Here is an 11,603-nt window from a genome sequence, read left to right on the forward strand (position 1 = left end):
CTCAGCTGGCGTTGCGCAAGCCGACCGGTGCCGGCTCGGCATGCCGGCTGGTCTTGTAGGGCAGGCCCAGATGCTCGCGCAGGGTCTGTCCCGGTAGATCCGATTGGTGGTATCCACGTGCCTGCAGGATCGGCAGCACGTAGTGAACGAAGTCATCCAGCCCTTGCGCCTGCACTGGGAAGGCGAGGATGAAGCCGTCGCAGGCATCGGCCTGGATCCAACGGATGATCTCTTCGGCAACGGTTTCGGCGCTGCCGATGAAAGCGCTGCGCGGGCTTACCGATTGCAGTGCAACCTGGCGCAGGGTTGTACCGTGTTCGCGGGCTTGCTGCTTGATGCTGTCGGTCGTGGAGCGGAAGCTGTTGCTGCCCAGCTCGCCCAGTTCCGGGAACGGACCGTCCAGCGGATACTGGCTGAAGTCGTGGTGGTCAAAGAAGCGGCCCAGATAGGCAAGCGCTTCGTCGATATCCGCCAGCGCGACAATCTGCTGATACTTGCGCTCCGCGTCTTCGGCGTCGCGGCCGACGATGGGCGAAATGCCCGGCAGAACCTTGACGTCGGCGGCGCTGCGCTGGTGGCCGATGGCGGCCTGCCGCACCCGTTGGGTGAAGGCGCGGGTCTCCTCCAGTGAAGGCGAATGAGTGAATACCGCATCGGCATATTTACCGGCCAGGCTGATCCCGGCATCGGAGGCGCCAGCCTGGAACAGCACCGGTTGCCCCTGCGGCGAGCGCTGGATGTTCAGTGGGCCTTCCACCTGGAAGAACCTGCCCTTGTGTGCCAGCCGACGGAACCTGCCTTGGCGGAAATAGCGTCCGGTTTCGTGGTCGCGGACAAAGGCATCGTCATCCCATGAGTCCCACAAACCCTGCGTCACCTGCAGGTACTCGTCAGCTATCTGGTAGCGCAGCGCATGGTCGGGATGCGCGCGACCGTAGTTGCGGCCTGAACCTTCCAGCGGTGAGGTGACGACGTTCCAGCCAGCGCGGCCGCCGCTGATCAGGTCCAGCGAGGCGAACTGGCGCGCGACGGTGAACGGATCGCTGTAAGAGGTGGACAGCGTGCCTGCCAGACCAATTTTGCTGGTAGTGGTTGCCAGCGCGGACAGAATGGTCAGTGGCTCGAAGCGGTTGAGGAAATGTGGGATGGATTTCTCGGTGATGTGCAAGCCATCGGCGACGAAGGCGAAGGCAATGCCGTTTGCTTCGGCCTTGCGCGCGATGTCGATGTAGAACTTGAGATTGACGCTGGCATCACTGGGATTGGAGGGATGCTTCCAGGCGTTCATATGACCGCCCGGGCCGTGCAACATGATGCCGAACGGAATGGGCCGCGCCGGAGCGGGGCGAGTCGGTGCAGGGTCTGGGGCGGTACTCATCGGGCAACTCCAGGGCAGTGGGGAAAAGCGTCCGTAGCCAGGCGGTCAATCAGAGCAGTGCCGGTTCGGGTTGGTTGGCGGTAATGGCCGCTGCGTTGGTTGCAGGCGATGGCGTCTGCGGTGCTGTGGAAGGGGCCAGCAGCTCCAATGAGCGCAGCCGTACCTGGGCGTCGGCGACGGGAGCATCCAGTACGAATTCCTCGATGCCGAAGTAGGTATGCAGGCGATCCAGTTCACCGCGTACATGCTGTGCCGTGCCAGCCAATACGTGGGGTTGCAGTTCTTCCACGTTGTAGTCGGTGATGCCGGCTTGCCGTGCATAGTCAGCAGCGGCCTGTGACGAGGACAGGTTGATCGTCTGCTTGTGGCCGAAGTGCAGCCGATGGATGCGCAGCTCCCCAACGTGGCGTGCGGCTTCGGCAGCGCTATCTGCGGCAAGCGCGATGACCGTCAGCAGCGGTGCGAGATCGCTGGCGCGGCGATAGGCAGAGAGCGCACGCTCGATGTTGCGCGGATCACCGTCGAACTGCCCGGCATAGACGAAGCGCCAGCCCAGGCTGGCAGCAAGCTCGGCGCTTTCGATGCTGGTACCCAGCAGGAAGCGTTCTACCGGAACGGCAGGTGTCGGCGTTGCGATGGCATCGGCGTGGCGATGCCACGGCGGCAGGCTGCCGCTGAGAAAACCTTCCAGATCGGTGAGCTGGGTGACGAAATCCAGTGGCGTTTCACGGCCATAGGCCAGGGCGTGGCTTGCGGCCGGCAGCCCGCCCGGCGCCTTGCCAACGCCAAGGTCAACCCGGCCTGGCGCAAGATTGGCCAGTAGATTGAAAACCTCGGCTACCTTGTAGGGCGAGTAGTGGCGCAGCATTACTCCGCCGGTACCGATGCGGATGCGCTGGGTCTGCGCCAGCAAGAAGGCGGCCAGCACTTCCGGCGCGGGGCCGGCCGACTGCGCCAGTGCATGGTGCTCGGCAAACCAATAGCGGTGGTAGCCCAGCTGTTCGGCGCGTTGCGCCTGCACCACGCTGTCGCGCAATGCCTGCTGGGCGCTGCTGCCATCGGCAACGAGGCTCTTGTCGAGGATGCTCAGGTGATAGGTCATGGTCGCTGTGCTGGTTGGGTTGCCGGCGCGGTGTTGCGCTGGCAAGCGGGGTATCAGGGGTGTGGCTGGGCGATGCCGTACAACTCGCCCAACGTGGCGAAGATGCGCTCGGTGCCGGACACGTATTGGCGCGCTGCGTAGTGGCCGCTGGCATGCCGGCTTTTTACGTCGACAGGCAACACCAGCTTGGGCAGCGATTGATCGCCTTCACCAACAAAGTCGATCACCGCGTCACGTGGACGCTGGAAGCCGACATGGCGTACATCCAATTGCTCGCGCAGGCCGGGCAGCTGGGTCAGTGCACCTTCGAGCAGGAACGAGTGGCGACAGAAGAAGCGTTGATCCTCGATGGCTGGATCCTTGAACTCGGGTTCCAGCAGCAACAGGATGGGTTTTGCAGTGGGTGTAACTGGCATTGGGCTGCTCGCTCGTGGCAGGGACAGCGTCGGTGCTGTGGATTCATCCTAGGCAAGCACTCCACCGGCGGCGCTGCGCAACTCGTCAATCAGCGGTCAGATCCGGCCATGGCCATGCGCTGTGGGAATAAGGACATGCCTTTGCTGGTTTGCGTTGAATAATCCGCAGTCGATGGCCGCAGGTGCCGCGGACACCTGCGGCACCTGCGCTGTTGCGTTCAGGCAATCCTGCGCAGCTGCGAATCGCGGGGAACACCCAGAACGTCGGCCGCACGCTCGGCGGCCAGTGCAATACGCTCCCGCAGTGGGCCAGCTGGGAGCTGATCGATATCGAAGTCCGCAGCGGTTGCATAGACCCCGATTGGCAGCGTCAGTGCCTGCAGGAATCCGAACAGTGGCCGTAGCTGATGCTCAAGCATCAGCGCATGGCGCTCGCTGCCACCGGTGGCGGCCAGCAGTACCGGTGTGTTGATCAAGGCATCCATGTCGATCAGGTCGAACAGATGCTTGAACAAACCCGGGTACGCGCCGCGGTATACAGGTGCGGCGGCCAGCACAAGATCGGCATTCTCGATCCTGCGCAGCTGCAGCTCCACTTCGGCAGGTAGTTCATTGCGCTGCAGGGCGCTGCCTAGTGGGCGGGCTATATTCACCAGTTCCACCAGCTGGATTTCCAGCGGAAGATGGTGCTGCAGCTGCTGCAGGATGCTGAGCGCCAGGCTGCGGGTGCGGGAAGCGGGCGAGGTACTGCCGATGACGGCGACGGCTTTCAATGCGGTGGACATGTGCGGCTCCAGATAAAGGCGTGGCGATCAGAAGCGATAGTTGATGCGGCCATACCAATAGCCACCGGTTGTGCCAACGCGGTCGACATTGGTGTAGTTGAAAACGTAGTTGGCTTTTTCGCCGGCACTGCGCGAGGCGTCCGGGCGCTTGCGCTGGCGTTCGTCGAACAGGTTGTTGATGCCTGCATCCACACTCCAGCCACGGCCGATGTCGTAGCTGCCGCCCAGGTTGGTTACCAGCAGCGGCGAAAGCTGGTACTTGTAGCCATTGTTGATGCTCTTGATTGGCCCGAAGTAGGTTGCATCCAGACTCAGCTGCCATGGTCCATTGCTCCAGTGCACGCCGGCCAGCTGGGTGTAGCGCGGGGTGTGGTAACGCAGCGCGTACTCGGCGTTTTCGTTAAGCAGGTTGATGTTTGGCAGCTGCTGCAGGGCGCTGGGGACGGTCGCCACCTGGCGGATGTCGGTGCGGCCGAGGTTTGCCGCATAGTTGTAGCGAAATTGCCCGATTGCCGTGTGCTGGGTGGCCTCCAGGGTGAGTTCGACGCCACGGGTACGCGTGCTGCCGACGTTGGTGATGTAGCTGACGTAATGGGGCTGGCCAGGCGTGATGCTGACGCCGGCCGCACCGAGCAGCGTGTCGATGATGGCCTTCTGCCCGGCGTTTATCAGGCTGCCGCTGCCATCGGTGACTGAGTTTGGGTTGGTGGCGTCGTAGCCGATCTGGCTGGATTGACCCAGCTGGTTGCGGATGTTGATCTGGTACACATCCACGGCAGCATTGAAGCTGGCGTTGGGCGCGAAGGTGATGCCCAGGCTGTAGTTGGTGGCTTTTTCCGGTTTGAGCGCTGTAGCCCCCAGGGCCAGTGCCGTTGGTGAATTCACCCGCGCCACCACGGTGGTGCCGCAGGGGCAGTTGCCGGTGGCCTGGTAGAACTGCCCGCCCAGGCTGGGGGCATGGAAGCCATTGCTGATCGTGCCGCGCACTGCTACGGCATCAGTGAAGTCAAAACGGGTGGATAGGCGCCCGGTGGAGACACTGCCAAAGTCGGAGTGGTCTTCATAGCGCCCGGCCAGGTCCACAAACCAGCGCGCGGTGACGTTGGTCGATACGCCGGCATAGATGGCCTTGCTGTTGCGGCTGGCGTCCACTGCGTCATCTGCGGAGTAACCAACGAAACTCGCCGCGCCATAGCCAAGGTAGGACTCCGGCTGCCCTGCCAGGCGTTTGTACTGTTCATGCTGGTATTCCGCGCCAATGCTGACCTCCAGTGGCGAGGCGAATACGTCGGTGTCGAAGGCGCGGCGCAGGTCCAGGTTGTTGACCAGCTGCTGGTAGTCGACCTTGCCGTCGTACAGATCGGTAGGCGAGCCAGGGTAGGGCAGCGAAAAATTGAGCGTATCGCGAGTATAGGTACGGATGGTGTCGCGATTCCAGGTGGCGCTGAAGTCGTAGCTCCACTGCGCCAGACTGCCTTTGACGCCAACGGTGCCGTTGTACTGCTGTTCCTTGGTTTCTATCGAAGGTGAGAAGCCATCCGGGTACACCGCCAAGGCGCCGGGATTGAGTGCGGCAATCGTGGTGGGAAGCCGGTAGTTCTGGATGGCGTTGCCGGTGCGATCTGCTGCGCTGAGTGTGATGTAGAAATCCGCTTCATCGCCGAGCGGATGCCCTGCACTGATCACCGCCGAGGTCAATCGATAGGAGGGGCTGCTGAAGATCTTGTTGGCGTCGGCACCAGCGGCGCCGTCGTACCAGGTTGCCGGGTACAGCACACGCCGGATCGCATGTTGTTGCACGGTATTTTCCGCCGACACATTGACGAAACCAGTGGTTCCCCACGGCAGGCCGATATTGCCGCGCAGACTGGTACGGCTGCCATCGCCGTCATAGCTCTGCCCACTTTCCACCGCCACCACACCACCGCTGGCCCGTGTTTTGAGGATCACGTTGATCACACCGGCAACGGCATCAGAGCCGTAGATGGCTGAAGCGCCGTCACGCAGCACTTCGACGTGGTCAATCGCTGATATCGGGATGAGCCCCAGATCGGCCCATGAGTGGCCGGGGAAGGCACCGCCGTTGGCGCCACTGACATAGGCGCTGGCGTTGCGGCGTTTGCCATTGATCAGTACCAGCGTGTAGCCCGGGGAGAGATTGCGCAGCTGGTAGCCGCGGATCAGGCTTTCCTGGTCGGATTGGTAGCCGCCAACCTGGCTCAATGAAGGCAGTGCACGCTGTAGGGCCTCAAGCAGGGTGGCTTGGCCGGTAGCGGCCAGCGCGTCGGCGGAGATGACATCGATGGGTGTGGAACTGTTGGCGACCGTGCGGGTACTGTTGCGGCTGCCGGTGACCACCACCGTGTTCAAGGTCGAGGCTGCGGCGGCCGGTGCCAGGACATCATTGGCGCTGGCTGGCGATGCCAGCGCCGCGGCCAGCAGCAGTGCCGCGGATGCAGTGCGCAGGGGTGGGTGGGAAGTGGGGTTCGGCAACTGCCGGTAAGCGGGCATCGTGGCGGGACTCGTCGTTTGGGGGGACGGGTCCTATTCAAGTTGCAGTTGACGTTGGCGAACATGCGCAAAGGCGTCAGCGCGCGGTCAAGTCCGGCCACGCATATGACGGAGCGTCATCTGTAAACAGCCTGCGGCTGTAAACGATCGCATGTTCCGGATACGTGCAGGCGGCTTGCCGTGCGTAGTATCGATGCCTATGAACATCCTCGCCGAACCGGAATCCTCAGTGCCGCTGGTCGCGATTCTGGCTTACGACCAGATGGGAATGTTTGAGTTTGGTTGCGCGGTAGGCATGTTTGCGCCGGTACGCCCCGAGCTGCAGGTGGACTGGTACCGCACCGGCATCTTTGCCTGCGAACCCGGCCCGCTGCGGGCCTTGGGCGGCATTTCGGTGGAGGTGCCACATGGGCTGGAGTTGATCGATGAAGCCGATACCGTGCTGATCCCCGGTTGGCGCAATCCCGACGAAGCGCCGTCGCCACAGCTGCTGGATGCGCTGCGCCGTGCGCATGCGCGTGGTGCGCGTCTGGCCAGTATCTGCTCCGGCGCCTTCGTGCTGGCGTGGGCGGGCTTGCTGGATGGTGGCAGTGCAACCACCCATTGGCGGCTGACCGAGCAACTGGCGCAGTTGTTCCCGAACGTAGCGGTGCGTGCGGACGTGTTGTACGTCGACGGCGGTCAGATCCTCACCTCGGCCGGCTCCGCCACCGGCATGGACATGATGCTGCACATGGTGCAGAAGGATTATGGCAAGCGGGTTGCGAATCTGGTGGCGCAACGTCTGGTGCTGGCACCTTGGCGTGATGGCAATCGCAGCCAGTTGGTTCCACGCGCCATTCCGCATGGTGAGCCCAGCCGTCTGGCGCGACTGATGGAATGGGTACGCGACAATCTTTCACAGGAGCACACGCTGGCCAGCCTGGCCACGCAGGCGCTGCTGAGTCAGCGCACCCTGCAACGGCAGTTCATGGATGCTACTGGTGTGTCACCGATCGACTGGGTGATACGCGAGCGTGTGGCCTACGCCAAGGAGTTGCTGGAGACCACCGCGCGGCCGTTGCAGTGGATCTGCGAGCAGGCCGGGTTTGGATCACCGGAGTCATTCCGGCGCCATTTCCGCGCCGCTACCGGTACCAGTCCGGCCGCTTACCGTGCAGGTCTTGCTGTAGCGGCTGACGCTGCAGCGGGGCTGCAATCCCCGCTTGGCTTGATTGCAGCGCGCTGAGCTGCCAGTAGTGCAGGAACTTGGCCGGGCGTAGCGGACTGCACCCGGCGCGGAGGACTCGGCGCAGCGGATCAGGCGGGCAACAACGGCTGCAGCACCGGCTCGAGCTGCTCGCGACGCCAGCCGGCGAGGGCGGTGGGCCAGTTGCCACTTTCCAGCAGGGCCTCCAGGTGCTTGCGCGAGGCGAGCAGGCCGTCCGGCAGCCCAAGCTCGGCGGTGCGCTTGCTGACGGCGTCCTGCAGGCGCTTGAGTGCGCTCTTGTTGCTGTCGGTGGCCGGCAGGGCCATCGGTGCGTCGGCTTCGTCGGCAAGCGGGGTGTTCAGTGCTTCCCATACCTGCTGGGCCAGCTTGCGCGGGGCCTTGGGGAAGCGGCCGAACACCTTCAGCATGGCCTCGTAGTCGGCTGGCGGGGTGCGTGCCAGCACGTTGGCAAGTTCATTGTCCAGGATCCAGCTGCGCGGCTTGTCGCTGCTGCGGGCCTGCTGGTCGCGCCAGCGCAACAGGCGCAACAGGCGCAGCTGGGCGTCGCGCTCCAGCACCTGCGAGGAGCGCATCGACAGGTGCGGCCAGTGCTCACCTTCATCACCTTCGACGCTGGCCAGCAGGCGCTCGCCATCGTCCTGCAGCCACTGCATGCGGCCTGCGGTCTGCAGCTTGGCGCTGATGGTGTCGTGCATGGCGAACAGGTACTCGACGTCGTCGGCGGCGTATTCCAGTTGCGCGTCGCTGAGCGGGCGCTTGAGCCAGTCCGAGCGGGTCTCGCCCTTGGGCAGGGTGACGCCGGTGATCTCGGCCACCAGCTTCTGGTAGCCCATGCCGCCGCCGATGCCGGCCAGTGCGGCACCGATCTGGGTGTCGAACAGCGGCCGCGGCAGCGCGTCGCAGGCACACTTGAAGGCGACGAGGTCTTCGCTGGCGCTGTGCATGATCTTGGTGATCGAGGTATCGGTCAGCCAGGGCTTCAGCGCCTCGCACATGCCGGGTATCAGCGGGTCGATCAGAAGGATCTCATCGCCGACCGCCATCTGCACCAAGGCCAGCTGTGGCCAATAGGTGCGTTCGCGGATGAATTCGGTGTCCAGCCCGATCCGGCTCGGGCGCTGGCGGTAGCGTTCTTCCAACTCCGCCGGGTGTTTGATCCAGTAAGCCACGTGGGGTTCCGTCAACTGCAGGGTTTGCTCAGGCAGGCGAGAATAGCCTAACGTCGGGCCGCTCCCGGGAAAGTGTGCAAGGTAATGGAGGCGTTTTTGGGTAAAACCGGCCAATTGTTGGGTCTGACGGCGCTGTTGCTGGCGTTGGCGGGGTGCAGCGGCAGCGCGCCGCAGCCGCCGCTGGCTGCGCCAAATGCCGAGCCAGCGAAGAAACCAAGCCTGGCCGAACGGCTGGAGGCGAGAGCTGAAGCACGTGCCGACGCCAAGGCCGAAGCGGCTGCTGCCGCGAAGGCGGAGCCTGCAACACCCGATCCTACCCCGCAGGTTGAGGACATCACGCTGCCGGTCTGGAACGCGCCGGAAGTGAGCCTGCAGCCCGGGCAGCTGGCCGAAGCGCGCAAGGCGGCCGACAAGGCGCTGGCCGAGGATAGGCTGTATCGCGACGCCGAGGATGCCATTCCGCTGTACCTGGCGATCCTGGCCCAGCAGCCGAAGGACCGGGCCGCGCAGCGCGGCTTGGACAAGGCCAGGCAGCGTCTGCGTGCGCAGGCAAGCGCCTTGATGGCGCAGCCAGAAAATCAACGCCAGGCCTTGGCACAGGCTGCTGAAATCGCTGGTGTAGCGGTTGCCTTGGCGCCCGAGGGCAAGGCCGAACAGGCCTTGCAGCAGCGGATTGCAGTGGCGAGGCGGCTGCTGGCACTGAACCGCGCCGGCGAGCAGGCGCTGCGCCAACACCAGTTTGGCGAGGATGGCGGCGGCGCACAGGCGGCGTTCCGCGAAGTGCTGGCTACCGATCCGCTCAACAGCCGTGCGAGGCAGGGTTTGGCGGCGGTGGAAAGCGGCCTTATCCGGCGTGCCGAACATGCCGCGGCGATGGAGTCGGATTTCGCCGCCGCCGCGCGCTGGCTGGACAAGGCCACCACCATCCGCGGCGAGAGCGTGACCCTCAAGGACGCCCGCGTGCGCATCGAGGGCATCCGCACCGCCCAGCTCGATGCGCTGCGCGAAGGCGGTCTGCGTGATCTGGTCTCATCCAAGGGGCTGAAGGATGCACGGCTGAAGCTGGCCCAGGCCGAGCGCATCGCGCTGCCCGGTGACCGCACCGTGGCCTTGCTGCGCGAGCGCATCGAGCTGGTCACCCATTACGGCAGCTTTCGCCCGGGACAGGTTTTCAGCGATGCCCTGGCCGATGGCAGTCGTGGTCCGCAGATGGTGGTGGTGCCGTATGGCAGCTTCCAGATGGGGGCTGCCGAGGGTGAGATCGGAAGCAGTGATGCCGAGCGTCCGCAGCACTTGGTGAGCTTCGAGCGCGGCTTTGCGATGTCGATCACCGAGGTCACCGTTGCTGATTTCCGCCGTTTCGTGGAGGCAGCCAAGGCGCGTCCACGGGCGACCCGACGTGGCCATTCGATCGTCTATGACGAGCGCAGTGGTAATTTCATCCGCCGCAGCGGGGTGGACTGGCAGTCCGATTACAACGGTGTCAAGGCCGCACCCAACAGCCCGGTGATGCATGTCAGCGTGCGCGACGCCGAGGCCTATGCGGCATGGCTGTCCGATCAGACCGGGCGCTATTACCGGCTGCCCAGTGAATCGGAGTTCGAGTACGCGCTGCGGGCCGGCAGCCAGGGCCGCTACCCGTGGGGACGGGCGATGGCGCCGCCGGAGAACAGCGGCAACTTCACCGGCAGCCTGGACGTGTCGCCCAGTGGCCGCCACTGGAACAACGCCTTCATCGGCTATGGCGACGGCTTCTGGGGCACGGCCCCGGTGGCGATGTTCCGCGCCAATGCCTGGGGCCTGCATGACATCAGTGGCAATGTCAGCGAGTGGGTGGCCGATTGCTGGCACGCCAGCTACCGGCGCGCACCGGCTGATGGCGCGGCCTGGTACAACCCGGGTTGCCGGCAACGGGTGATCCGCGGCGGCAACTGGGCCAATGCGCCGGAGCAGACCCGCGCGGCGTGGCGGCAGTCACAGGACTCGGACGTCACCTCGGCGCGCATCGGCTTCCGCCTGGTACGCGGAATTTGACGTTGCAGCGGCGTGCGCTGGCGTTACCATCGGCCACAGTCAGCCCGGCTCAGACGGAATTCCACGATGCGACAAGATCCTTTCGGTAACCAAGGCTATGGCGGTCAACGTCGGCGTGGTGGCGGCCTGTTCGGGAATATCCGCTGGGTGATCCTGCTGGGCTTCGCGGTCTATGGTGGCTGCTACTACTTTGGCAACCGCTCGGTGGACCCGTATACCGGCGAGAAGGTGCTGATCGACAGCTCGCTCAATGCCAGCGAAGAGAAGGCGATGGGTCTGCAGGCCTACCAGGAGATCCTGGCGCAGGAGCGGCCGATTGACCCCAACTCGCAGATCGCCCGCCAGGTGCGCGAGATTGCCAGTCGCCTGATCGCCAAGGTGGACGTGGTGGAAACCGCGCTGGCACAGGAGCACGGCCTGCAGCCGCAGCACTTCGCCAAGGATTTCGAGTGGGATGTGAATGTGCTGCAGTCCGATCAGGCCAATGCCTTCTGCCTGCCCGGTGGCAAGATGGCGGTGTATACCGGCTTGATTCCGGTTGCACAGAATGCTGATGCACTGGCAGTAGTGATGGGCCACGAAATTGCCCACGCGCTGCTGCGCCACGGCGCCCAGCGCATGGCCCAGCAGAAGCTGACCCAGATCGGGCAGATGGCTGGCGCAGCCAGCGGCATGGATGGGCAACAGCAACAGATGATGATGTCGGCCATGGGCTATGGCTATCTGTTGCCGTATGCGCGCTCACATGAAACCCAGGCCGATGAAGTCGGGCTGATGCTGGCCGCAGCCGCCTGCTTCAACCCGGAAGAAGCGGTGCCGCTATGGCAGCGCATGAGCGAGGCCAGCGGCGGGCAGGCGCCGCCGGAGTTTTCCTCCACCCATCCCAACCCCGGCACCCGCATCCAGAACCTGCAGGCCTTGATGCCCAAGGCGCTGGAGTACAAGCAACGCTTTTGCACGGCCGGCGCAGCGCCGCGTCAGTAAGCGGCGCAACCGGC

9 protein-coding genes are annotated in these 11,603 nt (G+C 64.3%); 3 read left to right on the forward strand and 6 right to left on the reverse strand.

What is annotated here, in order from left to right; all coding sequences use genetic code 11:
- Position 1: 1 nt before the first annotated feature.
- From ACVOLL_RS05870 to ACVOLL_RS05890, 5 genes are all read right to left on the reverse strand, one after another.
- Positions 2–1,378, reverse strand: coding sequence for an LLM class flavin-dependent oxidoreductase (locus ACVOLL_RS05870; protein ID WP_481512042.1), 1,377 nt, complete (start codon positions 1,376–1,378; stop codon positions 2–4).
- 49 nt (positions 1,379–1,427) lie between these two features.
- Positions 1,428–2,480, reverse strand: coding sequence for an MsnO8 family LLM class oxidoreductase (locus ACVOLL_RS05875; RefSeq protein ID WP_481512043.1), 1,053 nt, complete (start codon positions 2,478–2,480; stop codon positions 1,428–1,430).
- A 53-nt stretch (positions 2,481–2,533) separates the two neighbouring features.
- On the reverse strand, positions 2,534–2,896 hold the full coding sequence (locus ACVOLL_RS05880) for a DUF3088 family protein (RefSeq protein ID WP_481512044.1): 363 nt from the start codon (positions 2,894–2,896) through the stop codon (positions 2,534–2,536).
- A gap of 218 nt (positions 2,897–3,114) precedes the next feature.
- Complete coding sequence (gene msuE / locus ACVOLL_RS05885; RefSeq protein WP_481512045.1) at positions 3,115–3,681, reverse strand: FMN reductase; 567 nt, start codon at positions 3,679–3,681, stop codon at positions 3,115–3,117.
- Between the two features lie 27 nt (positions 3,682–3,708).
- Entirely contained in the window at positions 3,709–6,192 is a 2,484-nt protein-coding gene (locus ACVOLL_RS05890; RefSeq protein WP_481512046.1) for a TonB-dependent receptor plug domain-containing protein, read from the reverse strand.
- Between the two features lie 199 nt (positions 6,193–6,391).
- On the opposite strand from ACVOLL_RS05890, the gene ftrA reads away from it, so the two are divergent.
- Complete coding sequence (ftrA, locus tag ACVOLL_RS05895; protein ID WP_481512047.1) at positions 6,392–7,420, forward strand: transcriptional regulator FtrA; 1,029 nt, start codon at positions 6,392–6,394, stop codon at positions 7,418–7,420.
- 71 nt (positions 7,421–7,491) lie between these two features.
- Here the strand turns inward: ftrA and rnd are convergent, their stop codons facing one another.
- Complete coding sequence (gene rnd, locus ACVOLL_RS05900) at positions 7,492–8,571, reverse strand: ribonuclease D (protein ID WP_481512048.1); 1,080 nt, start codon at positions 8,569–8,571, stop codon at positions 7,492–7,494.
- 84 nt (positions 8,572–8,655) lie between these two features.
- Between rnd and ACVOLL_RS05905 the strand changes: the two genes are divergently transcribed.
- Together ACVOLL_RS05905 and ACVOLL_RS05910 are read left to right on the forward strand one after the other, a co-directional pair.
- A complete protein-coding gene (locus ACVOLL_RS05905; protein ID WP_481512049.1) occupies positions 8,656–10,605 on the forward strand; it encodes an SUMF1/EgtB/PvdO family nonheme iron enzyme in 1,950 nt (649 codons plus the stop codon).
- A 66-nt stretch (positions 10,606–10,671) separates the two neighbouring features.
- Positions 10,672–11,589, forward strand: a complete 918-nt coding sequence (locus tag ACVOLL_RS05910) for a M48 family metallopeptidase (protein WP_481512050.1) — start codon at positions 10,672–10,674, stop codon at positions 11,587–11,589.
- The last annotated feature ends 14 nt before the right edge of the window (positions 11,590–11,603 follow it).

It is taken from the genome of Stenotrophomonas sp. STEN035 (genome assembly GCF_056759935.1).

Excerpts from the sequence above, each read along its gene's own strand:
- ACVOLL_RS05870 (WP_481512042.1), bottom strand. The coding sequence starts at position 1,378 with ATGAGTACCGCCCCAGACCCTGCACCGACTCGCCCCGCTCCGGCGCGG.
- ACVOLL_RS05875 (WP_481512043.1), bottom strand. The coding sequence starts at position 2,480 with ATGACCTATCACCTGAGCATCCTCGACAAGAGCCTCGTTGCCGATGGC.
- ACVOLL_RS05880 (WP_481512044.1), bottom strand. The coding sequence starts at position 2,896 with ATGCCAGTTACACCCACTGCAAAACCCATCCTGTTGCTGCTGGAACCC.
- msuE (WP_481512045.1), bottom strand. The coding sequence starts at position 3,681 with ATGTCCACCGCATTGAAAGCCGTCGCCGTCATCGGCAGTACCTCGCCC.
- ACVOLL_RS05890 (WP_481512046.1), bottom strand. The coding sequence starts at position 6,192 with ATGCCCGCTTACCGGCAGTTGCCGAACCCCACTTCCCACCCACCCCTG.
- ftrA (WP_481512047.1), top strand. The coding sequence starts at position 6,392 with ATGAACATCCTCGCCGAACCGGAATCCTCAGTGCCGCTGGTCGCGATT.
- ACVOLL_RS05905 (WP_481512049.1), top strand. The coding sequence starts at position 8,656 with ATGGAGGCGTTTTTGGGTAAAACCGGCCAATTGTTGGGTCTGACGGCG.
- ACVOLL_RS05910 (WP_481512050.1), top strand. The coding sequence starts at position 10,672 with ATGCGACAAGATCCTTTCGGTAACCAAGGCTATGGCGGTCAACGTCGG.